The sequence below is a fragment of the Amycolatopsis sp. NPDC024027 genome, from assembly GCF_040638975.1.
GTDB lineage: Bacteria > Actinomycetota > Actinomycetes > Mycobacteriales > Pseudonocardiaceae > Amycolatopsis.
Genome location: NZ_JBEZYY010000014.1, coordinates 120,532 through 140,528 on the forward strand (window position 1 = coordinate 120,532; position 19,997 = coordinate 140,528).

The 19,997-nt window shown below is 71.4% G+C and carries 24 protein-coding genes; 14 read left to right on the forward strand and 10 right to left on the reverse strand.

What is annotated here, in order from left to right; translation table 11 throughout:
• Positions 1-13: 13 nt before the first annotated feature.
• Positions 14-718: a TetR/AcrR family transcriptional regulator gene (locus AB0F52_RS30625; protein ID WP_360178563.1), complete on the forward strand. Its 705-nt coding sequence runs from the start codon at positions 14-16 to the stop codon at positions 716-718.
• Between the two features lie 4 nt (positions 719-722).
• On the opposite strand, the gene AB0F52_RS30630 is transcribed toward AB0F52_RS30625, so the two are convergent.
• The 3 genes from AB0F52_RS30630 to AB0F52_RS30640 all read right to left on the reverse strand — a co-directional run bounded on the left by AB0F52_RS30630 (position 723) and on the right by AB0F52_RS30640 (position 3,399).
• Complete coding sequence (locus AB0F52_RS30630; protein ID WP_360178566.1) at positions 723-1,643, reverse strand: NADP-dependent oxidoreductase; 921 nt, start codon at positions 1,641-1,643, stop codon at positions 723-725.
• Between the two features lie 60 nt (positions 1,644-1,703).
• Positions 1,704-2,921, reverse strand: coding sequence for a radical SAM family heme chaperone HemW (gene hemW, locus AB0F52_RS30635; protein ID WP_360178568.1), 1,218 nt, complete (start codon positions 2,919-2,921; stop codon positions 1,704-1,706).
• Positions 2,922-2,982: 61 nt separating this feature from the next.
• Positions 2,983-3,399 (reverse strand): VOC family protein, encoded by a 417-nt coding sequence (locus AB0F52_RS30640; protein WP_360178571.1) that lies wholly within the window; start codon positions 3,397-3,399, stop codon positions 2,983-2,985.
• A gap of 172 nt (positions 3,400-3,571) precedes the next feature.
• Between AB0F52_RS30640 and AB0F52_RS30645 the strand changes: the two genes are divergently transcribed.
• From AB0F52_RS30645 to AB0F52_RS30685, 9 genes are all read left to right on the forward strand, one after another.
• Positions 3,572-3,658, forward strand: coding sequence for a putative leader peptide (locus AB0F52_RS30645; protein WP_350310667.1), 87 nt, complete (start codon positions 3,572-3,574; stop codon positions 3,656-3,658).
• 108 nt (positions 3,659-3,766) lie between these two features.
• On the forward strand, positions 3,767-5,455 hold the full coding sequence (locus tag AB0F52_RS30650) for a nitrite/sulfite reductase (protein WP_360178574.1): 1,689 nt from the start codon (positions 3,767-3,769) through the stop codon (positions 5,453-5,455).
• Positions 5,452-5,601, forward strand: coding sequence for an Insertion element protein (locus tag AB0F52_RS30655; RefSeq protein WP_360178576.1), 150 nt, complete (start codon positions 5,452-5,454; stop codon positions 5,599-5,601). Before AB0F52_RS30650 ends, AB0F52_RS30655 begins: the two co-directional genes overlap by 4 nt.
• Positions 5,598-6,293 carry a phosphoadenylyl-sulfate reductase gene (locus tag AB0F52_RS30660; RefSeq protein WP_360178579.1) on the forward strand — a complete coding sequence of 232 codons (696 nt, stop codon included), beginning with the start codon at positions 5,598-5,600 and terminating at the stop codon, positions 6,291-6,293. Before AB0F52_RS30655 ends, AB0F52_RS30660 begins: the two co-directional genes overlap by 4 nt.
• Positions 6,294-6,304: 11 nt before the next feature.
• Entirely contained in the window at positions 6,305-7,225 is a 921-nt protein-coding gene (cysD, locus tag AB0F52_RS30665; protein WP_360178582.1) for a sulfate adenylyltransferase subunit CysD, read from the forward strand.
• Positions 7,225-8,487: a GTP-binding protein gene (locus AB0F52_RS30670; protein ID WP_360178585.1), complete on the forward strand. Its 1,263-nt coding sequence runs from the start codon at positions 7,225-7,227 to the stop codon at positions 8,485-8,487. The genes cysD and AB0F52_RS30670 overlap by 1 nt, the downstream gene beginning before the upstream one ends.
• Positions 8,484-9,221: a sirohydrochlorin chelatase gene (locus tag AB0F52_RS30675; RefSeq protein ID WP_360178587.1), complete on the forward strand. Its 738-nt coding sequence runs from the start codon at positions 8,484-8,486 to the stop codon at positions 9,219-9,221. Before AB0F52_RS30670 ends, AB0F52_RS30675 begins: the two co-directional genes overlap by 4 nt.
• A gap of 165 nt (positions 9,222-9,386) precedes the next feature.
• A complete protein-coding gene (locus AB0F52_RS30680) occupies positions 9,387-10,016 on the forward strand; it encodes a cyclase (protein ID WP_360178590.1) in 630 nt (209 codons plus the stop codon).
• A gap of 86 nt (positions 10,017-10,102) precedes the next feature.
• Positions 10,103-10,870 (forward strand): enoyl-CoA hydratase family protein, encoded by a 768-nt coding sequence (locus AB0F52_RS30685; protein WP_360178593.1) that lies wholly within the window; start codon positions 10,103-10,105, stop codon positions 10,868-10,870.
• On the opposite strand, the gene AB0F52_RS30690 is transcribed toward AB0F52_RS30685, so the two are convergent.
• Complete coding sequence (locus tag AB0F52_RS30690; protein ID WP_360178596.1) at positions 10,867-12,138, reverse strand: MFS transporter; 1,272 nt, start codon at positions 12,136-12,138, stop codon at positions 10,867-10,869. The two genes, AB0F52_RS30685 and AB0F52_RS30690, sit on opposite strands and share 4 nt — an antisense overlap.
• Positions 12,139-12,242: 104 nt before the next feature.
• Here AB0F52_RS30690 and AB0F52_RS30695 point away from each other — a divergent pair, with 104 nt between their 5' ends.
• Positions 12,243-13,220: an Lrp/AsnC family transcriptional regulator gene (locus tag AB0F52_RS30695; RefSeq protein WP_360178599.1), complete on the forward strand. Its 978-nt coding sequence runs from the start codon at positions 12,243-12,245 to the stop codon at positions 13,218-13,220.
• Here AB0F52_RS30695 and AB0F52_RS30700 read toward each other — a convergent pair.
• The 3 genes from AB0F52_RS30700 to AB0F52_RS30710 are packed head-to-tail and all read right to left on the reverse strand — an operon-like array spanning position 13,195 to position 14,245.
• Positions 13,195-13,563 (reverse strand): barstar family protein, encoded by a 369-nt coding sequence (locus tag AB0F52_RS30700; RefSeq protein ID WP_360178602.1) that lies wholly within the window; start codon positions 13,561-13,563, stop codon positions 13,195-13,197. The two genes, AB0F52_RS30695 and AB0F52_RS30700, sit on opposite strands and share 26 nt — an antisense overlap.
• Positions 13,560-14,033: a ribonuclease domain-containing protein gene (locus tag AB0F52_RS30705; RefSeq protein ID WP_360178605.1), complete on the reverse strand. Its 474-nt coding sequence runs from the start codon at positions 14,031-14,033 to the stop codon at positions 13,560-13,562. The genes AB0F52_RS30700 and AB0F52_RS30705 overlap by 4 nt, the downstream gene beginning before the upstream one ends.
• A gap of 11 nt (positions 14,034-14,044) precedes the next feature.
• The gene (locus tag AB0F52_RS30710; RefSeq protein ID WP_360178608.1) at positions 14,045-14,245 is read right to left on the reverse strand and encodes a hypothetical protein; all 201 of its coding nucleotides are present in this window, start codon (positions 14,243-14,245) and stop codon (positions 14,045-14,047) included.
• A gap of 59 nt (positions 14,246-14,304) precedes the next feature.
• Here AB0F52_RS30710 and AB0F52_RS30715 point away from each other — a divergent pair, with 59 nt between their 5' ends.
• The 3 genes from AB0F52_RS30715 to AB0F52_RS30725 all read left to right on the forward strand — a co-directional run bounded on the left by AB0F52_RS30715 (position 14,305) and on the right by AB0F52_RS30725 (position 17,980).
• The gene (locus tag AB0F52_RS30715; protein ID WP_285985123.1) at positions 14,305-15,270 is read left to right on the forward strand and encodes a zinc-binding dehydrogenase; all 966 of its coding nucleotides are present in this window, start codon (positions 14,305-14,307) and stop codon (positions 15,268-15,270) included.
• A 136-nt stretch (positions 15,271-15,406) separates the two neighbouring features.
• Positions 15,407-16,447 carry an alpha/beta hydrolase gene (locus tag AB0F52_RS30720; protein ID WP_360178612.1) on the forward strand — a complete coding sequence of 347 codons (1,041 nt, stop codon included), beginning with the start codon at positions 15,407-15,409 and terminating at the stop codon, positions 16,445-16,447.
• A 90-nt stretch (positions 16,448-16,537) separates the two neighbouring features.
• Positions 16,538-17,980, forward strand: a complete 1,443-nt coding sequence (locus AB0F52_RS30725; protein WP_360178615.1) for an amino acid permease — start codon at positions 16,538-16,540, stop codon at positions 17,978-17,980.
• Here the strand turns inward: AB0F52_RS30725 and AB0F52_RS30730 are convergent.
• The 3 genes from AB0F52_RS30730 to AB0F52_RS30740 are packed head-to-tail and all read right to left on the reverse strand — an operon-like array spanning position 17,977 to position 19,961.
• On the reverse strand, positions 17,977-19,026 hold the full coding sequence (locus AB0F52_RS30730) for a nitronate monooxygenase (RefSeq protein ID WP_360178618.1): 1,050 nt from the start codon (positions 19,024-19,026) through the stop codon (positions 17,977-17,979). The genes AB0F52_RS30725 and AB0F52_RS30730 overlap by 4 nt on opposite strands.
• A 17-nt stretch (positions 19,027-19,043) precedes the next feature.
• Complete coding sequence (locus AB0F52_RS30735) at positions 19,044-19,400, reverse strand: nuclear transport factor 2 family protein (protein ID WP_360178621.1); 357 nt, start codon at positions 19,398-19,400, stop codon at positions 19,044-19,046.
• A 51-nt stretch (positions 19,401-19,451) separates the two neighbouring features.
• Positions 19,452-19,961: a MarR family winged helix-turn-helix transcriptional regulator gene (locus tag AB0F52_RS30740; RefSeq protein WP_360178624.1), complete on the reverse strand. Its 510-nt coding sequence runs from the start codon at positions 19,959-19,961 to the stop codon at positions 19,452-19,454.
• Between the last annotated feature and the right edge of the window lie 36 nt (positions 19,962-19,997).

The window sequence follows — 19,997 nt, forward strand, 5'->3', positions numbered from 1 at the left end:
GTACAGTGTTCGGGTGACACTTCCGCCGCCGCCATGGCGCAGCGCTCCCCGCCGCCGCGCCGCGAAACCCGTCCTGTCCCAGGCCTCGATCGTCCGGGCGGCCTTGATCGTGCTGGACGACGAGGGGTTCGACGCGGTCACCATGCGGCGGATCGCCCAGGAACTGGAGACCGGACCGGCGTCGCTCTACGCGCACGTCTCGAACAAGGACGAACTGGCGGAGCTGATGCTCGACGCCGTGCTGGCCGACGTGGAGGTGCCCGAGCCGGACCCGGCGCGCTGGGACGAGCAGGTCAAGGACCTCGTCCGCGACCAGATCCGGGCGATGGCCGCGCACCGCGGCATCGCGCGTATCGCTTGGGACATCGCCGTGCCGGTCACGCCCAACTCGCTGAAGCAGGGAGAGGGGATGCTCGCCCTGCTCCGCGCGGGCGGGTTGACGCTCAAGCAGGCGACCTTCGCGGGCGACGCCCTCTCCCTCTACGCGAAGGCGTACGCCTACGAAGCCAGCGGCTGGACCTGGGGCGAAATCGACGAGGCGGAAGCCGGCGAACGCGGCAGGCAGATGGTGGCGTACATGCGGTCACTGCCCGCCGAATCATTCCCCAACATGCTGCACGTCGGCGAGTTCTTCTCAGCGGAGACGGCGGCGGAACGCCTCGAGTTCGCCCTCGACATCCACCTCGCCGGCCTCAAGGCCCTCTCCGCGAGGAACTGAAGAACTAGGGCCGCAGCACGATCTTGCCGCGCGTGTGCCGCTGCTCCAGCTCGCGGTAGGCGTCCCGGACCTCGTCCAGGGGGTACACGCGGGCGATCGGCAGCGTCAGCAATCCCTTGTCCAGCAGGAGGCCCAGCTCGCGCAGCACGTCGGCCGACGCCGCGGCCGCGTTGCCGTCGCTCTTCACGTTGTACCTCTCGGCCGCCGCGAAGTCGATGATCGTGTTGATCCGCCCCGGGTGGATCCCCAGGTGCAGCGCCAGTTCCACGTACCCGGAGCCGAAGGTGTCCACGAACGCGTGCACACCGGAAGGCGCGGCTTCGCGGATCCGCTCGAGCACACCTTCACCGTAGGAAACGGGGATGACGCCGAGCTCCCGCAGCCAGTCGTGGTTCGCCTCGCCGGCGAGGCCGATCACCGTGGCGCCGGCCAGCTTCGCCAGCTGCACCGCGAGCGAGCCCACACCGCCCGCCGCCCCCGAGACGACGACCGTCTCCCCTTCACGCGGGCAGACCGCGCTCACCGCGGCGTACGCGGTGGTGCCCGCGACGAACAGTGAGCCGGCGACCTCCCACGGCACGCCGTCGGGGCGCGGCGTGAGGTTCGCGGCCTCGGCGACGACGAAGTCGGCGTGGCTCGACCGCGTGTCGACGAACCCGATCACCTCGTCGCCGACGGCGATCTCCTCGACGCCTTCGCCCAGCGAAGTGACCACCCCGGCGAAGTCGCTGCCCTGCCCCGACGGGAAGGTCGCCGGGAAGCGTTCGTGCAGGAAGCCCCGCCGGATGCCGGCCTCGCCCGGGTTGATCCCGGCGGCCCGCACCTCGACGAGCACCTGACCCGGTCCCGGGACCGGCCGGGGAACGTCCTCGACCCGGAGGACCTCCACGTCGCCGTACTCGTCGAACCTGATCGCGCGCGCCATGAGGCCTCCTCGAAAGTCGTTGCTGAATACAAGCAACGGCACGGCCCCCGGTTTTAATCCCTACCCGGCGAGGCGGCGGACCACCCCGTCGGCCAGCAGCCGGCCGCGGTCGGTGAGCACCGCGCGGCCCCGGGAGTCCAATGCGGACGGATCGAGCAGCCCCTCGGCCGCGGCCGCCCGCGCCTCGGCGAGCCCCGGCTCGTCGAGCACGTCGAGCGGCAGCCCTTCGGCGACCCGCAGTTCGAGCATGATCCGCTCGAGGTGCTGGTCGTCGTCGGTGAGCACCTCGCGGCCGCCCGCGGGCGAGTCGCCGCCGGCGAGCAGCGCGGCGTAGCGGGCCGGGTGCTTGACGTTCCACCAGCGCACCCCGCCGACGTGGCTGTGCGCACCCGGACCGGCGCCCCACCAGTCGTCACCCCGCCAGTAGCCGAGGTTGTGGCGGCAGCGGGCCGCGTCGGAGGCCGCCCAGTTCGACACCTCGTACCAGCGCAGTCCCGCCAAGGACAGCATCGCGTCGATCATCTCGTAGTCCGCTGCCAGCACGTCGTCGTCCGGCGCGGGCAGCTCGCCGCGGCGGACGCGGCGGGCCAGCGCCGTGCCCTCCTCGACGATCAGCGCGTACGCCGACACGTGGTCGACACCGGCGGCCAGCACGGCGTCGAGCGTCGCGCGCAGGTCGTCGGCGCGCTCCCCCGGCGTGCCGTAGATCACGTCGAGGTTCACGTGCTCGAACCCGGCCGCGCGTGCTTCGGCGGCGGCCTTCCCCGGACGCCCCGGGGTGTGCACGCGATCGAGGATCTTCAGCACGTGCGGCGCGGCCGACTGCATGCCCAGCGAGATCCGCGTGTAGCCCGCTTCGCGGATGCCGGCGAAGAACTCCGGTGACGTCGATTCCGGGTTCGACTCCGTCGTCACCTCGGCCCCGGGCGCCAGCCCGAAGACGTCCCGGACGGCGTCGAGCACCGAGCGCAGCCCGTCCGCGCCGAGCAGCGACGGCGTGCCCCCGCCGACGAACACGGTGTCCGCGGCGGGCGGCACGACGAGCACGCGCGCGGCGAGCTCCAGCTCGCGGCGCAGCCCTTCGAGCCAGGACTGCGGCGACGAACCGGTGTCGAGCTCACCCGCGGTGTAGGTGTTGAAGTCGCAGTACCCGCAGCGCGTGGCGCAGAACGGGACGTGCACGTACACCCCGAAGGCTCTGCTGCCGAGCCCCTTCAGCGCGCTTTCCGGCAACGCCGGATCGATCGATGTCTCGGGGTCGGGACGCAGCACGGGCACGTGCGAATTGTCCACCCCGTCACGCCCGGTCGCCTCAAGGGGCCGATCGGGTCAACACCTGTTACGACGCGGGCGGGTTCGCCGCCGCCCAGTCCGGGTCGACCGGGATCATCTCGATGACGTCGAGCAGCACGCCGTTCGGATCGGCGACGTAGAAGTGGCGCTGCCCGTAAACCTCGTCGACCACCGGGGTCACCAGCTCGGCACCCGCCTCCTCCAGCCGCTTCGCCTCGGCGTGCGCGTCTTCGACGACGAGCCCGAACATCAGCCCGGCCGTCTGCCGCGCGCGGTAGGCCGGCGGCACCGACTCGTGCCCGCGCTGCACGAAGCTGATCTCGTACCCCGGCGCGCCCGCGTTGACGCTGGCGAACCAGTCCAGCTCGATGGTGACCGGCAGGCCGACGACGTCCGCGTAGAAGCGGGTGGTCGCCGCGACGTCGTCGACCAGGTAGCCCGCCCCGAAACCCTTGACCTGCATCCCCAGTTCCTCTCTTCAAAGCACTGTACCTGAAGTACTATATACGTAGTGCTTTGGTCGGCGCAAGAGCGTCCATCCGAAACGGTTGACACGGTTTCCGCAGGTACGTGACCCTTCTCCCAGCATCCGGGCAGGCCTGGACCACATTGTGGACACGTGGCAATCTGACGCCGTGACTCATGCCGGTGTTCTGCTCGTGGCCCGCCGCCACGTCGACCTCCTGCGGGTCGCCAGCGCCCTCTGCGTACCCGTTCGCTGACTCACCGATCGCCACCACCTGCCACGAATTTCGGACAGCCGGCGCCGGAGGAAACCCGCGAGCCGGCGGGCCTCCGCCGCCACGAAACGCCTCTCGGAGGACGCCGCCATGGCCACGCCCCAAACCCCAGCCCGCCCCGCGCGCACCAAGCAGAAGCGCGGCGAAGGGCAGTGGGCGCTCGGTTACCGGGAGCCGCTGAACCCGAACGAGCGGTCCAAGAAAGACGACCACCCGCTCAACGTGCGGGCGCGCATCGAGAACATCTACGCGCACCGCGGGTTCGACGCGATCGACCCGGGTGACCTGCGCGGCCGGTTCCGCTGGTTCGGCCTCTACACCCAGCGCAAGCCGGGGATCGACGGCGGCCGCACCGCGGCGCTGGAGCCCGAAGAGCTCGACGACCGCTACTTCATGCTGCGGGTCCGGATCGACGGCGGTGCGCTGACGACCGGGCAGCTCACCGTGCTCGGCGAGATCTCGCAGGCGTACGCGCGCGACACCGCCGACATCACCGACCGGCAGAACATCCAGTACCACTGGATCCGGATCGAGGACGTCCCGGCGATCTGGGCCAAGCTCGAGAACGCCGGCATGACCACGATGGAGGCGTGCGGCGACAGCCCGCGCGTCATGCTCGGCTCGCCCGTCGCCGGCATCTCGGCGGACGAGGTGATCGACGGCACACCTGCGCTGGAGGAGATCAAGCGCCGCTACATCGGCAAGCCGGAGTTCGCCAACCTGCCCCGCAAGTTCAAGACCGCGATCTCCGGGCAGCCCGACGTCGCCCACGAGATCCACGACGTGGCCTTCGTCGGCGTGGAGCACCCCGAACACGGGCCCGGCTTCGACGTCTGGGTCGGCGGCGGCCTGTCGACCAACCCGATGCTCGGGCAGCGCCTGGGCGCCTGGGTGCCCTTGGACGAGGTCCCGGACGTCTGGGAAGGCGTCATTTCGATCTTCCGCGACTACGGCTACCGGCGGCTGCGCTCGCGGGCCCGGCTGAAGTTCCTGGTCAAGGACTGGGGCGCGGAGAAGTTCCGGCAGGTGCTGCAAAACGAGTACCTCAAACGCGAGCTGCTCGACGGCCCGCCGCCGGTCGACCCGGCCGTCCCGATCGACCACGTCGGCGTGCACCCGCAGGTCGACGGCAAGTTCTACGTCGGCGCCGCGCCGATCGCCGGCCGGTCCAGCGGCGGCACGCTCGTCGCCGTCGCCAAGGCCGCCGAGCGGGCCGGCTCCGGCCGCGTCCGGCTCACCCCGCAGCAGAAGGTCGTCGTGCTCGACGTCCCCGAGGCGCAGGTCGCGACCCTGTCGGCCGAGCTGGCCGAGCTGGGGCTGGAGACGAAGCCGTCGCCGTGGCGGCGCGGGGTGATGGCGTGCACCGGGCTGGAGTTCTGCAAGCTCGCCATCGTCGAGACGAAGGCGCGCGCGCAGCAGCTCGTCACGGACCTCGAGAAGTCCCTCGCCGACATCCAGGACGGCCTCGAGACGCCGGTGACCGTGCACCTCAACGGCTGTCCCAACTCCTGCGCCCGAATCCAGACCGCGGACATCGGGCTCAAGGGCCAGATCGTCACCGACGCCGAGGGCCGCCAGGTCGAAGGCTTCCAGGTGCACCTCGGCGGCGGGCTCGGCCTCGACGCCGGGTTCGGCCGGAAGCTGCGCGGGCACAAGGTGACTTCGGGCGAGCTGACCGGGTACGTCGAGCGGGTCGTGCGCAACTACGTCGCCGGGCGCGAACCGGGCGAACGGTTCCCGCAGTGGGCCGCGCGGGCCGACGAAAGCGCCCTGCAGTGACCGAACGAGCGACGCCGTACCACTGCCCCTATTGCGGCGACGAGGACCTGCGGCCGGAAGAGAACGGCGGCTGGCTGTGTTCCGCCTGTCGCCGGGTTTTCTCGGTCAAGTTCCTCGGACTGTCCCTTCCGGAGGTGTCCCGATGACCGCCACTGCCGACTACAAGACCCTCGCCGAGCGCGCGTCGAAAGAACTCGCCGACGCGACCGCCGACGAGGCGATCCGCTGGACCGTCGAGACGTTCGGCGACGACTTCATCGTCGCGTCCAACATGCAGGACGCCGTGCTGATCGACCTGGCCACCAAGGTGAAGCCCGAGGTGGACGTCCTGTTCCTCGAAACCGGCTACCACTTCCCCGAGACGATCGGCACGCGCGACGCCGTCCAGACGGTCTACCCGGGCGTGAAGATCGTGAACGCCCAGGCCGAGCAGAGCGTCGCCGAGCAAGACGCCGAGTACGGCGAGAAGCTGCACGACCGCGACCCGACGCTGTGCTGCAACCTGCGCAAGGTCGTGCCGCTGCGCAAGACACTGGCGAACTACTCGGCGTGGGTCACCGGCGTCCGCCGCGTGGACGCGCCGACCCGCGCGAACACCCCGATCGTCACCTGGGACGACCGCAACGGCCTGGTGAAGGTCAACCCGATCGCGGCGTGGACCGACGACGAGTTCAACGGCTACATCCGCGAGCACGGGATCCTCGAGAACCCGCTGGTGTCGATCGGCTACCTCTCGATCGGCTGCGCGCCCTGCACGGCTCGCGTGGCGCCGGGCCAGGACCCGCGCAGCGGCCGGTGGGCGGGGCAGAGCAAGACCGAGTGCGGACTGCACGGCTGAGGAAGGGACGCATGACGACCTTGGAGCCCGCGACCGACGCTGCCCAGGACAACCTGGCTGCGCTCGAGTCCGAAGCCATCCACATCTTCCGCGAAGTGGCGGGCGAGTTCGACCGGCCGGTGATCCTCTTCTCCGGCGGCAAGGACTCGACGCTGCTGCTGCACCTGGCGATCAAGGCGTTCTGGCCCGCGCCGGTGCCGTTCCCGCTGCTGCACGTGGACACCGGGCACAACTTCGACGAGGTCATCGAGTTCCGCGACCGCGTCGTCGAGCAGCACGGGCTGCGCCTGGTCGTCGCGAAGGTGCAGGACTGGATCGACGACGGGCGCCTCGAAGAGCGCGCCGACGGGATGCGCAACCCGCTGCAGACCACCCCGCTGCTCGACACGATCGCCGAGAACAAGTTCGACGCCGTCTTCGGCGGCGGCCGCCGCGACGAGGAGCGCGCCCGCGCCAAGGAGCGGATCTTCAGCCTCCGCAACTCCTTCGGCCAGTGGGAGCCGCGGCGGCAGCGGCCCGAGCTGTGGAACCTCTACAACGGCCGGCACCGCCCGGGCGAGCAGGTCCGCGTCTTCCCGCTGTCCAACTGGACCGAGGCCGACGTCTGGAACTACATCGCCCGCGAGAAGGTCGAACTGCCGTCGATCTACTACGCGCACCGGCGCGAGGTGTACCTGCGCGACGGGATGTGGCTCGCCGAGGGCCCGTGGGGCGGTCCGCGGCCGGGCGAAGAGGTCCGGGAGCGGACCGTCCGCTACCGGACCGTCGGCGACGGCTCGTGCACCGGCGCGATCGAATCCACCGCGGCCACCGTCGAAGAGGTCATCGCCGAGGTCTCGGCCTCGCGGCTGACCGAGCGCGGCGCGACCCGGGCCGACGACCGGATGTCCGAGGCGGCCATGGAAGACCGCAAGCGTGAGGGGTACTTCTGATGAGTTCGCTGCTGCGCCTGGCCACCGCCGGGAGCGTCGACGACGGCAAGTCGACCCTGGTCGGCCGGCTGCTGTACGACACGAAGTCGGTGCTCGCCGACCAGCTCGACGCGGTCACCCGCGCGTCCGTCGACAAGGGACTGTCCACACCGGACCTCTCGCTGCTGGTCGACGGCCTGCGCTCGGAACGCGAGCAGGGCATCACCATCGACGTCGCCTACCGCTACTTCGCCACGCCGAAGCGGTCGTTCGTGCTGGCCGACACGCCGGGGCACGTGCAGTACACGCGCAACACGGTGACCGGCGCGTCCACCGCGCAGCTGGCCGTGCTGCTCGTCGACGCGCGCAAGGGCGTGATCGAGCAGACCCGGCGGCACGCGGCGGTGCTGGCCCTGCTCGGCGTGCCGCAGCTGGTGCTGGCGGTGAACAAGATCGACCTGGTCGGCTACGACGAGGCGACGTTCACGGTGATCGCCGAGGAGTTCGCCGCGCACGCCCTGTCGCTGGGCTACCCGCGGGGGTCCGTGCTCGCGATCCCGGTGTCGGCGCTGGAAGGCGACAACGTCGCGAGCCGCTCGGAGCGGACGCCGTGGTACTCCGGCCCCAGCCTGCTGGAGCACTTGGAGGAGGTGCCGGTCGCGCCCGATCCGCACGACCAGGCCCTGCGGTTCCCGGTGCAGTACGTGATCCGCCCCCGCACGCCCGAGTACCCGGACTACCGCGGCTACGCGGGCCAGATCGCGGCGGGCACGGTCCGCCCCGGCGACGAGATCGTCGTGCTGCCGCAGGGCATCCGCAGCCGCGTCGAGCGCATCGACACCGCGGACGGCCCGCTCGCGGAAGCCGGTGCCGGGACGTCGGTGACGCTGCTGCTCACCGACGACATCGACATCTCCCGCGGCGACCTGATCGCCGCCGCGGACGCGCCGCCACGGGTCACCGACGAGATCACCGGCACGCTGTGCTGGCTGTCGTCCAAGCCGCTGAAGCCGGGCGCGCGCGTGCTCGTCAAGCACGGGACGCGCACGGTGCAGGCGCTGGTGGACGAGTTGAACGCCCGGTTCGACGAGCAAACGCTGTCCAGTGTGGACTCGCCGGCGTCGCTGGAGCTCAACGACATCGGCCGCGTCTCGCTGCGGCTGGCCGAGGAGCTGGGCGTCGACGACTACGGCGTCAGCCCGCGCACCGGGGCGTTCCTGGTGATCGACCCGAAGGACGGCGACACCCTCGCCGCGGGGCTGGTGGGTGAGCGCTTCTCGTGACGCCACCCCTGGTCACCGTCGCGCACGGCAGTCGTGATCCCCGTTCGGCGGCGACCGTGCGGGCGCTCGTCGACGTCGTGCGCGCGCGGGCACCCGGCGTCTCGGTGTACGAGTCCTTTTTGGACCTTTCGGCGCCGCTCGTCACGGACGTGCTGCGAGCGTTGTACGCGGACGGCCACCGGGCCGCGGTCGTGGTGCCGCTCCTGCTGGGCAGCGCGTTCCACGCCCGGGTGGACCTGCCGGCGCTGATCGAAGAGGTCGTCGCGGGCTGCCCGGGCTTCCGGATCCAGGTTTCGGACGTGCTGGGGCCCGACCCCGCCCTGCAGGCGGTCGCCCTGGACCGGCTGGCGTCCGCGCCCCACCGCCGTGGCACGGGCGTGATCGTCAGCGCGGTCGGCTCCTCGAACGCTTCCGCGAACGCCGTGGTCGCTTCGCTGGCTTCGCGCTGGGAAGAGCGGCTGGGTGTCCCGGTGAGTGAGGCGTTCGCTTCCGCCGCTCAGCCGGACATCCCCGCCGCGGCGGCGGCCTTGCGGTCGCGGGGCGCCCAGCACCTGGTCGTCGCGTCGTGGTTCCTGGCCCCGGGCCTGCTGCCGGACCGGATCGCCGCACTGGCCCGCGAGGCGGATCCGAAGGCGTTCATCGCGAAGCCGCTGGCCGACGACCCGCGCGTCGCCGACGTGGTGGTCAGCCGGTACGCGTCCGCGGTCGGCGGACTGCTCCGCCAGTACGCGTAGCGGGGCGGCAACACCGCCACAAGGTGAGTCTTATTCACATTTTCGTTACCCAGCGCGCATGGGAACGGTGAATCCTTGACGAGCTAGTTAACTTGCCGGTAACTATCTGAACGGCTGCGCAGCTTTCTTCCCTCCCCTCGTGAAACCGCAGGTAGGTGGATACAGATGAAAGCTCTTCACTTCTCCCGGCTCGCCGCGCTGACCGCGGCCGCGGTCCTGCCGATCGCCCTCGCCGCTCCGGCGTCGGCGGCCACCAGCGTCACCTTCGACTGCCAGGCCGACGCCCCCATCGTCGGTCCGCAGAAGGTGGCGCTGAACCAGGACGCGGACGTCACCGCACCCGCCACGGTCGCGCCGGGCGGTGCGTTCGACGTCGTCATCGATCCCGCGCCGAACACCGTGCCCGGCGAGGTGAGCGGGAACAAGGTCAAGAACATCAACACCTTCGCGCTCAAGATCCCGATCCCGGCCAACTCGTCGTACGTCGGCGCGGACCTGACAGGCGGCTCGGGCCTCGGCTCGACCCCGCCGACCCTGTCCGTCGCGAACGGCGTCGCCACGCTGAGCTTCCCCGGTCCGATCGCCGGGGGCGCCACGTTCGAACTGCCCACCGTCACCGCGCACCTGACCGCGGGCCAGTCGGGCACGATCGAGACGAAGCTGGGCGGGACCAGCTATGGCGACCCGGGCCTGACGTTCAAGGCGGTGGCGAGCACGATCATCGGCGACCTCACCGCACCGACGGCCTGCTTCCCCAACCCGAGCCCGGTCTTCACCACGACGACCATCGGCTGAGCGCCGGGCCACCCCGCGGGTTCCCGCCCGCGGGGTGGCCCGCGTAACACCGCACCACCCGCGGCGGATGTGCAAGGGTGACGGGCATGGCTGACGAACTGGTGCACTACGACGTGGTGGGCGGCACCGCCACGATCACCCTGGACTCCCCGCACAACCGCAACGCGCTGTCGGCTCAGCTGCGTCGCGAGCTCTCGGACTCGCTGGCCAAGGCGGCCGCCGACGACGCCGTGCGGGTGATCGTGCTGACCCACACCGGGCCGGTGTTCTGCGCGGGGATGGACCTCAAGGAAGCCCGCGGCGCCGGCGCGGGTGACCAGGGCGTGAACGAGTTCCCGCGCATCCTCGAGCAGCTGTGGACCAGCCCGAAGCCGGTGGTCGCCCGCCTGGCCGGCCCCGCCCGCGCCGGCGGCATCGGCATGGTGGCCGCGTGCGACATCGCCGTGGCGGTGCCGGAAGCGACGTTCGCCTTCTCCGAGGTCCGCATCGGCGTGGTCCCGGCGATCATCTCCCTGACGGTCCTGCCCCGCCTCAACCCCCGGGCGGCCCACGAGCTGTTCCTGACCGGCGACACGTTCGACGCGCGCCGCGCGGTCGAGATCGGCCTCCTGAACTCGGCGTCCGACGACCTCGACGGCGAGGTCGCCCGGTACGTCAAGGCACTGGCGGCAGGTGGCCCGAAGGCGCTGGCCGAGACGAAGGCGCTGCTGAGCCGTCCCCGCCCGGCCACGCCCTCGGACGGCTTCGACGAGATGCTCGGCCTGTCGGCGAAGTTCTTCGCCGGCGAGGAAGGCCAGGAGGGCATCCTGGCCTTCGCCCAGAAGCGCAAGCCGAACTGGGTCCCGCAGGACTAAGCCGGGACGCGGGCCTGCTTGCGCGGAACCAGCGCGAGCAGGCCCGTCACCCCGCCGGCCACCGCGGCGACGACGTACACCGGCGTCAAACCCCCGGCCTGGTAAGCGATCCCGAGCACGGCCACCCCGAGTGTCTGCCCGAACTGCCGGGTCGTCGTCAGGATCCCCGCGGCCATCCCGGCCCGTCCCGGCGGTGCCGCGGAAGCGATCGCCGCGCCCGTCGCCGGGCCCGCGATGCCCACGCCGACGCCGGTCACCGCCAGCCCGAGCGGGATCGCCATGACCAGCAGCGACGCACAGCCGAGCGCGCCCACCAGAACTCCGGCCCCGAGCAGGATTCGCGGCGGGAACCGGTGCAGCACCTTGCCGAGGAGCGTCGAAGTCAGGAAGGACGCCACCGCGAGCGGAGCCAGCGCGAGCCCGGCCGCGACCGGCGACCGCGAAAGTCCCAGCCACAGCGACACGTAGACCAGTGCCGCGAACGTCAACGTCGAGGCTGCCGCGCAGGCGATGAGCGTCGAGAACCCGCCGTCGCGGAACAGCCGCAGGTCCAGCATCGGCTCGGCCCGACGCCGTTCCACGACGACGAATCCGGCGAAACCGAGCACCGAAACCGCCAGCGCCCACCGGTCCGAGGTCAGCCCGTGCACCAAGCTCGCGGCGCCGACCGCGAACCACACCGCGCCCGCAACGTCGAACCGGCCCGGACGCCCCGGCTCGTCCGGCCGCACGGCCCGCAGCGCGAACAACCCCGTAGCCACCGCGAGCGGCACGTTGACCAGGAAGATCGCCGCCCAGCCGAAGTACTCGGTGAGCACGCCGCCCACCACCGGACCCGCCGCCGCGCCGAGCCCGTTCACCGCGAAGAACACGCTGATCGCGGTTCCCCGTGAGCGCCCTTCGTAAGAGGCGGCCAGGATCGCGAACCCGGTCACCGCCAGTGCCGCCCCGCCGATCGCCTGGACGCCGCGGGCCGCGATCAGCGTCCCGATGTCAGGCGAGAACCCGCAGGCCAGCGACGCCAGCCCGAACACCGCGAGCCCGCCGAGGAACACCCGTCGCAGGCCGAAGCGGTCGGCGAGCGACCCCACCGCGAGCATCAGCACCGCCAAGACCAGCGTGTAGACGTTCGGCACCCACTGCAGCTGCCCGACCGACGCCGACAGATCGGCGCCGATCCGGGGCAGCGCCACCGTCACGACGGTCGTGTCCAGCAGGAACAGGAACGACCCCGCACAGACGACGGTCAACGGCCACCACTTGCGCATCGAAACTCCCTTCGTGTGTGCCCCGAAGAGTGCGCGAGAGGCGCCGATCACCACCAGAAAAGTCGATGAGCCCGCCGGATACCGTCATCGAATACGCTGCGGACATGGAAACCGTCACGCTCGACGACGTCGACCGGGGCCTGCTCCACGCCCTGCAGCTCGACGGCCGCGCGCCGATGCGAACGCTCGGCCCGGTCCTCGGCGTCTCGGAGAACACCGTCGCCCGGCGCTACCAGCGGCTGCGGGCCGCCGGCGTCCTCAAGATCACCGGCGCGGTCCGCGGCGGTGAAGCCGGCTACACGACGTGGACCCTCCGCCTGCGCACGACCCCCGACGCCGGAGCCGCCGTCGCGGCCGCGCTCGCCGACCGGCCCGACGTGTCGTGGGTGCACCTGCTCTCCGGCGGCACCGAGATCTCCTGCACCGTCCACGCCCCGGACACGGCGGGGCGCGACGACCTCCTGCTGCACAAGCTGCCGCGCGCCCACCGCGTGACCGCGGTCTCCGCACACGAACTGCTGCACACGTTCGCGCTCCCGGACGGCTGGAGCGGACTGCACTGCCTGTCGCCCGGGCAGATCGAACGGCTGCGCCCGCCGGAGCCCAGCGGGCCGGGACTCCCGCCGGCTCCCGGGGACCAGCCGCTCCTCGACGCGCTGGCCCACGACGGCCGGGCGAGCTACACCGCGCTGGCCGCGGCCACGGGCTGGTCCGACTCGGCCGTGCGGCGGCGGATGGACCTGCTGCGGCGGCACGGCACGCTGACCTACCACCTCGACGTGTCCCCCGCCCGGCTCGGATTCCGGTCCGAGACGCGGTTGTGGCTGACCGTCTCGCCCGCGCACCTCGCCGAGGCGGGCGAGGCGCTGGCCGGCCACCCCGAGACGTCGTTCGCCGTCGCCACCACCGGCACGACGAACCTCACGGCGATGGTGAACTGCCGCGACGGCCGGCACCTCTACCGCTACCTCACCGGCCGCGTCGCCGGGCTCCGCGGCGTGCAGACCCTGGAAAGCGCGCCGGTGATCCGCACGGTCAAACGCGCGGGGACGCCGCTCAGGCGTCCGGCAGCACGACCGTGAGCCGCCACGAACCGGCGCTGCGGCCGCTCGGGCCGAGTGCACGCTGCGCGTCCGACAGCACGCTGCGGATGGCCAGGTACGTCTTGGGTTCGGCCTTGCGCAACGCGTCCGAGCCCGGCCAGATCAGCACGTGCTCGCCCGGCGGCAGCCACGACAGGTCGGTCAGGCAGTCGTAGAGCGCGTCGAGGTTGTGCCCGAAGTGGTCCGGAAAGGACAGTGCTTCGGCGAAGGCGCTCAGCGTGCCGGCCTTGTCGACCGTCGGCCGGGAGTTCACCAGGTGCGGGTACGCGCCCCGGGCGAACGCCTCTTCCGCGGCGGCCTTCGCCAGCTCGTCGGCGCTCATCGGGCCGGGTCCACGACGACGAACGACGCGTAGTGGTCGCCGGTGTAGTACAGCTCGTGCGCCTGCCCGGTGATCATCCGCCGGGCGCCGCGGTCGGCGCTGCCCGGGGTCTTCACCGTGTATTCGTGGTAATAACCGGATTTCTTACCGGGCAAGCGTTTCTCGCGGTTCTCGAACACGACGTCGTCGTTGCGCGGGTAGGGGTACGGGCCGCCCGCCTCGATCAGCTTCCACGTGTCCGAGGCCTGCGGCGGCAGCGCGGAAAGCGCCTTCACCGGCAGCCCGGAGTCCGCGCCCGGCACAGCGGCGCCGCCCTTGGCCGGCGTGCTGCTCTTCGCGGGCGCGCTCGCCGACGAGCTCGGAGCGGGCGATGACGAGCTGTCGCTGAGGACGTCCTTGACCAGCCAGCCCCCCAGCACCAGCACGAGGAGCCCGATCAGCGCGGCGGTGATCCGCCTTCGGTTGAACATGGTGCGCGAGCCTATGCCGACCCGTCGGAGTCGTCGTCACGCCCCGGAGTCAACCGCCGGGCGAAGAGGCCGACGACCTTGTCGAGCACCCAGGCGGCGGCCAGGCACAGCGGCACGACGACCACCATGACCAGCACGAACTGCACCGGGAACCAGGCCTGGGCGAGCCACAGCTCGACCCCGTCCCACCAGTCGGCAAGCCCGTTGAACACAGTGTGAGCCTACGCGCGCTCTGCTGCCCCCGCGTGCCAGGGGCGGTACGTTGCAGGACATGTTCGCCGTGTACGCGCAGGAGCCCAACGCCGACAGCCCGCTCGACTCGCTCGTCGTGGGCGAGCGCCCCGAACCCGAGGTGCCCGACGGCTGGGTCCGCGTGCGCGTCAAGGCGGCCAGCCTCAACATGCACGACCTCTGGACGCTGCGCGGGGTCGGGATCAAGCCGGAGCAGTTCCCGATGATCCTCGGCTGCGACGGTGCCGGCACCCTCGACGACGGCTCCGAGGTCGTCATCCACTCGGTGATCAACGCGCCGGGCTGGCAGGGCGACGACACCCTCGACCCGAAGCGCACGCTGCTCACCGAGAAGCACCAGGGCACCTTCGCCGACCAGGTCGTCGTGCCCGCCCGCAACGTCGTCCCGAAGCCGGCGGCGCTCAGCTTCGCCGAAGCCGCCACCATGGGCACGGCCTGGCTGACCGCCTACCGGATGCTCTTCGTGAAGTCCGGGCTGCGGCCGGGGCAGACGATGCTTGTGCAGGGTGCCTCCGGCGGCGTCTCGACGGCGCTGGTCCAGCTCGGCCGCGCGGCCGGGTTCCGGGTCTGGGTCACCGGCCGCACCGAGGAGAAGCGCGCTCTCGCAACGAGCCTCGGCGCGCACCAGGCGTTCGAATCGGGCGCGCGGCTGCCCGAGCGCGTCGACGCCGTGTTCGAGACCGTCGGCAAGGCGACCTGGTCGCATTCGGTCAAGTCGCTCAAGCCGGGCGGGATCATCGTGGTCTCGGGCTCGACCAGCGGCCCGGACGCGCATGCGGAGCTGCAGCGCGTCTTCTTCCTCCAGCTGCGCGTCGCCGGCTCGACCATGGGTACCCGCGACGAGCTCGCGGACCTGCTCGCCTACCTCGACCTGACCGGCGTCCGCCCGCAGATCGGCGCGGAACTTTCTTTTGCCGAGGCACCCAAGGGCTTCCAGGCGATGCTCGACGGGGACACCGCCGGGAAGATCGTCTTCACCCGCTAGACCCACCGTGAGCTGGGCGGACCCTTTGATCCGCCCAGCGCGGCATCTCGTGAATATTTCACGTCTTCAGTTCGAGACCTGGTCGTTAGCACCGAAATTCCACCAAAACCCCACCCCGGCCAGGTAATCTTGGAACATGACCGCAACGAAGCGGCCCGCGCCGGCTGTCCCGGGCGGCCGGCCCAGTGACGAGGACCCGATCCGGGTCTCCTTCCGGCGCTACGCCGGTGTCCGCACCCGCGTGCTCGAGGTCGGCGAAACCGTCCCCGAGCCGGAGGTTCCGCGCCGCTCCCTGCGCCGCAGGTCTGCCACACCGCACGTCCGGCCCACCGCACCGCGGCTGGTGCTGCTGCACGGCTACTGCGACAGCGCCGACACCTGGCGCCCCGCCCTGGAGCAGCTCGCGGCCGCCGGGATCCCCGCGGTCGCGGTCGATCTGCCCGGGTTCGGCGACGCCCAGCCACTGCGGCCGGGCCCGCTGCTGCCGCAGCTCGACGCGTTCACCACCGCCGTCGTCCGCGAACAGGCCGTGCTCGGCTCGGTCGTGCTGGCCGGGAACTCCCTCGGCGGCACCATGAGCCTGCGCGCGGCCCAAAACAGCAGGTTGCCGATCTCCGGCGTCGTCTCGATCGCCGCGCCGGGCTTCGTCGACTCGTGGCTGATCCGCGCGGTCGCGCGCTACCCGCTGCCGCTGCGGCTGTATTCGTCCCTGCCCCTCCCGGTGCCGGGGTTCCTGGTGCGCAAGGTCGCCGAGCAGCTCGTCCCGCGGCTGCTGTACGCCGACTCGGGCGCGGCCGACGCCACCCAGGTGCAGCGCTTCACCGCGCTCTTCCCGGACTACCGCGCGACCAAGAGCCGGCTGGAAGAGGCCCGGCAGCTCGTCGCGGAACTCGCCGACGCCTACCGCCTCGATTCGGTCGAGGTCCCGCTGCTGGTCGTCGCGTGCGGCAAGGACAAGCTCGTCACCGCCGCGTCCGGGCGGCAGCTGCACACGCTGGTACCGCACAGCAGGCTGCTGGTCCGCGAGGACTGGGGCCACTGCCCGCAGCTGGACGACCCGGTGGAGGTCGCGGAGCTGCTCACCTACTTCGCGGCGAGCGCGGTCCGGACCACCCAGGCGAAGCGGGCGGCCGCGTCGGCGCCGAAGGCCGTCAGCGAGGACACCGCGGCGGGCTGACGCGCTCAGGCTGTCGGCGCGCCGGGTTGGCGGTAGGTTCCCGCGAGGGTCCGTGATCCGGGCCTTCCACCGACCGTTCGGGAGACGATGATGTCCGCTCCAGGAGGCTTGGGCTCGAGCTCCGGCATCTTCCGGCGCAAGCCGATCGACCAGATCCAGGACCCGGCCGAAAGCGGCGGCCTGCAACGCACTCTGGGGCTGTGGCAGCTGACCGCCATCGGCATCGGCGGCATCATCGGCGCCGGGATCTTCGCCCTCGCCGGCAGTGTCGCGCACGGCGACGACGCGGCGGGCATCCCCGGCGTCGGGCCGGCCGTGCTGATCTCGTTCCTCATCGCCGGGGTCGCCAGCGCCGCGGCGGCGTTCTCCTACGCGGAGTTCGCCGGCCTGATCCCGAAGGCCGGTTCGGCCTACACCTACGGCTACGCGGTGCTCGGCGAGATCGTCGGCTGGTTCATCGGCTGGGACCTGCTGCTGGAGTACACCGCGATCGTGGCGGTGGTGGCGATCGGCATCTCGGGCTACTTCAGCTTCCTGCTCGGCCAGCTCGGCCTGGACCTGCCGGCGTGGATGCTCGGTGCGCCCGGGACCGGGCCGGGCCACAAGGTCGACCTGTTCGCCGCGCTGCTGTGCCTGCTGATCGCGTACCTGCTCAACCGCGGCATCCGCAGCGCCGCCCGGTTCGAGACGGCGATGGTCGGGATCAAGGTCCTGATCGTGCTGGTGGTCATCCTGGTCGGCTTCTTCTACGTCAAGACCGGCAACTACACGCCGTTCGCGCCGGCCGGCTTCGGCGGCGCGGTGACCGGCGCCGCGACCGTGTTCTTCGCCGTTTTCGGCTACGACGCCATGAGCACCGCGGCGGAAGAGTCGAAGGACGCCCAGCGGCACATGCCGAAGGCGATCATCTACTCGCTCGCCATTTCGATGGTGCTGTACGTGCTGGCCTGCCTGGTGCTGACCGGCATGCAGAAGTACACCGAGATCGACCCGAAGAGCGGGTTCTCGACGGCGTTCAAGTCGGTCGGCCTCTCCGGGCTGGCCACGGTGATCGCGATCGGTGCCATCATCGGCATCCTCACCGTGCTGTTCACGTTCCTGATGGGCGCCACCCGCGTCGGCTACTCGATGAGCCGCGACGGCCTGCTGCCGCCGTGGTTCGGCAAGACGAACGAGAAGCGCCAGGTGCCGAGCCGGATGACGTGGATCCTCGGCGGCGCGTCCGCGATCATCGCGGGCGTCCTGCCGATCGGCGAGGCGGCCGAGCTGACGAACATCGGCATCCTGCTGGCGTTCGTCGTCGTCTGCGTCGCGGTGATCGTGCTGCGCTACAAGCAGCCGGACCTGCCCCGGACGTTCAAGACGCCGGGCATGCCGGTGGTGCCCGCCATCGGCATCGTGTTCTCGCTCTGGCTGATCACGTTCCTGCAGCCGGCGACCTGGATCCGGTTCGGCGTCTGGTTCCTGATCGGCCTGGTCGTCTACTTCCTCTACAGCCGGCGGCACTCGCTGCTGAACCGCACGGGCGGCTAGCGGATCCGGTCGAGGCGGGCGGCGGCTTCGCGCGCCTCGACCTTCAGCCGCTCGATGATCACGGCGGCCGAGGCGTCGTAGGCGAGCGGGTAGGTCTGGCCCGCCCACAGCGAGATCGCTTCCGGGTCACCGGCCTTCGCCGACGCCTTGCGCACCGGGCCGGCCAGGTTGTTGAGCTGCGGATACGCGGCCGGCGCTCCCTCGGAGAGGGCGTCCATGAACTTGTTGACCAGACCTCGGGCCGGGCGGCCGCTGAAGGCACGGGTGAACGCCGTCTCGCGCTCGGCGAGGGCGAGCGCCTTGCGGTGCGCCTCCGATGTCCCCGCTTCGTCCGCGCGCAGGAAGGCGGTGCCCAGCTGGGCCGCCACGGCCCCGGCGGCGAGCACGGCGGCGACGTCGGCCCCGTGCACCAGCCCGCCGGCGGCGATCAGTGGCAGGTCCACGCGGGCGGCGACGAGCCGCAGGAGGGCCAGGACGCCGTATTCCGCGCCGCCGCCGGGCAGCCGCGGGTCGTCGGTGAACAGGCTCCGGTGCCCGCCCGCCTCGAAGCCCTGCAGGACGAGCGCGTCGGCGCCGAGGTCGGCGGCCCGGTGGGCGGCCTCCGGGGTGGTCACGGTGATGACGACCTTCGCACCGGCGTCGCGGAGCCGGAGGACGTCCGACGGCGAGGGCGGCCCGAAGGTGAACGACACCACGGGGATCCGCTTCTCGAGCACGACGTCCAGCTTCGCGGGGTACGCGTCGTCGTCCCACTTCGGCTCGCCGAGCTCGACGTCGTACTCGCGGGCGAACGCTTCGAGCCGGGTTTTGTGGGCTGAGATGTCGGCGCCGGTGTCGGGTTGCGGCACGAAGAGGTTGACGCCGAACGGCCGCCCGGTGAGCTCGGCGGTGCGGTCGATCTGCGCGCTCAGCGCCGCGGGCGTGAGCATGCCGGCGGAGAGGAAGCCGAAGCCACCGGCCTCGGACACCGCGGCGACCAGCTCCGGAGTGGTGGGACCGCCGGCCATCGGCGCGGCGACGACCGGGAACGTCAGCTCGTCGAACATGCCACCGAGCGTAGTACTCAGCCGGGCAGCAACATCGTGTACAGCTTCTTGATCACGCCGTCCTCGACGAGCGCGATGTCGATCCCCCGCACGACCGGCGGCGCGCCTTCGGGGCCGAACTGCCAGGCGAGGTGGCCCAGGTCGTGGTTGACGAGCACCGGACCGGCGGGCGCGAAGACGAAGCCCGGCGACTGTTCCAGCAGCCCGCGCGCCTTGGCGTTCAGCTCCGCGTGGCCGGTCACCACCCCTTCCGGGTCGGCGAACTCGACGTCGGGCGCGTAGGTCGCGGCGATCGCCTTCGCGCGCCGCTCGTCGTCACGTTCGTTGAACACCTGAAGCAGATTGGCTTCCATCAGCCCGGCCACCGTCGCCATCACGTCCTCCTCGGTCTCACGACCCATATTAGGTGACATGTCACGCAACTGTCAGGGGTGGTCGTCCGGCCAGGGCAGGGTGCCGCGCTCGACCAGCCGGTCGTAGACACGGTCGAGCAGCGTCGTCAGCTGCGCCAGCTCACCGGGCTCGAGGGCACCCAGGACCGCTTCACGCACGAACCCGACGTGGTCCGGCGCCGCTTGCCGCAACGAGGCCCAGCCCTCCTCGGACAGCGCGACCTCGGTGACGCGGCGGTCCTCGACGGCCGTCCCGGTTTCGACCAGCCCGCGGTCCCGCATCCGCTTGAGGTGGTGCGACAGCCGGCTGCGCTCCCAGCCGATGCGGATCGCGAGGTCGGTGACCCGCATCCGGCCACCGGCATCGCTCGTCAGGGCGACCAGGACGTGGTAGTCGGCGAGGGAGAGGCCACTGTCGGCCCGTAGCTGCCGGTTCATCTCGTAGTCCAGCCGCAGGTGCACCTTCATGTAGGCGTACCAGGCGGCCGTTTCGGCTTCCGAGAGCAGCGCGAACGGCGATCCCGGCACGAAGTCCCGCGTCACCGCGCGAGCTTAACCACCCAGACTGGTCTAGACCAC

Excerpts from the sequence above, each read along its gene's own strand:
- AB0F52_RS30630 (WP_360178566.1), bottom strand. The coding sequence starts at position 1,643 with ATGGCGCGCGCGATCAGGTTCGACGAGTACGGCGACGTGGAGGTCCTC.
- AB0F52_RS30640 (WP_360178571.1), bottom strand. The coding sequence starts at position 3,399 with ATGCAGGTCAAGGGTTTCGGGGCGGGCTACCTGGTCGACGACGTCGCG.
- AB0F52_RS30650 (WP_360178574.1), top strand. The coding sequence starts at position 3,767 with ATGGCCACGCCCCAAACCCCAGCCCGCCCCGCGCGCACCAAGCAGAAG.
- AB0F52_RS30660 (WP_360178579.1), top strand. The coding sequence starts at position 5,598 with ATGACCGCCACTGCCGACTACAAGACCCTCGCCGAGCGCGCGTCGAAA.
- cysD (WP_360178582.1), top strand. The coding sequence starts at position 6,305 with ATGACGACCTTGGAGCCCGCGACCGACGCTGCCCAGGACAACCTGGCT.
- AB0F52_RS30670 (WP_360178585.1), top strand. The coding sequence starts at position 7,225 with ATGAGTTCGCTGCTGCGCCTGGCCACCGCCGGGAGCGTCGACGACGGC.
- AB0F52_RS30680 (WP_360178590.1), top strand. The coding sequence starts at position 9,387 with ATGAAAGCTCTTCACTTCTCCCGGCTCGCCGCGCTGACCGCGGCCGCG.
- AB0F52_RS30685 (WP_360178593.1), top strand. The coding sequence starts at position 10,103 with ATGGCTGACGAACTGGTGCACTACGACGTGGTGGGCGGCACCGCCACG.
- AB0F52_RS30690 (WP_360178596.1), bottom strand. The coding sequence starts at position 12,138 with ATGCGCAAGTGGTGGCCGTTGACCGTCGTCTGTGCGGGGTCGTTCCTG.
- AB0F52_RS30695 (WP_360178599.1), top strand. The coding sequence starts at position 12,243 with ATGGAAACCGTCACGCTCGACGACGTCGACCGGGGCCTGCTCCACGCC.
- AB0F52_RS30700 (WP_360178602.1), bottom strand. The coding sequence starts at position 13,563 with ATGAGCGCCGACGAGCTGGCGAAGGCCGCCGCGGAAGAGGCGTTCGCC.
- AB0F52_RS30705 (WP_360178605.1), bottom strand. The coding sequence starts at position 14,033 with ATGTTCAACCGAAGGCGGATCACCGCCGCGCTGATCGGGCTCCTCGTG.
- AB0F52_RS30715 (WP_285985123.1), top strand. The coding sequence starts at position 14,305 with ATGTTCGCCGTGTACGCGCAGGAGCCCAACGCCGACAGCCCGCTCGAC.
- AB0F52_RS30720 (WP_360178612.1), top strand. The coding sequence starts at position 15,407 with ATGACCGCAACGAAGCGGCCCGCGCCGGCTGTCCCGGGCGGCCGGCCC.
- AB0F52_RS30725 (WP_360178615.1), top strand. The coding sequence starts at position 16,538 with ATGTCCGCTCCAGGAGGCTTGGGCTCGAGCTCCGGCATCTTCCGGCGC.
- AB0F52_RS30730 (WP_360178618.1), bottom strand. The coding sequence starts at position 19,026 with ATGTTCGACGAGCTGACGTTCCCGGTCGTCGCCGCGCCGATGGCCGGC.
- AB0F52_RS30735 (WP_360178621.1), bottom strand. The coding sequence starts at position 19,400 with ATGGCGACGGTGGCCGGGCTGATGGAAGCCAATCTGCTTCAGGTGTTC.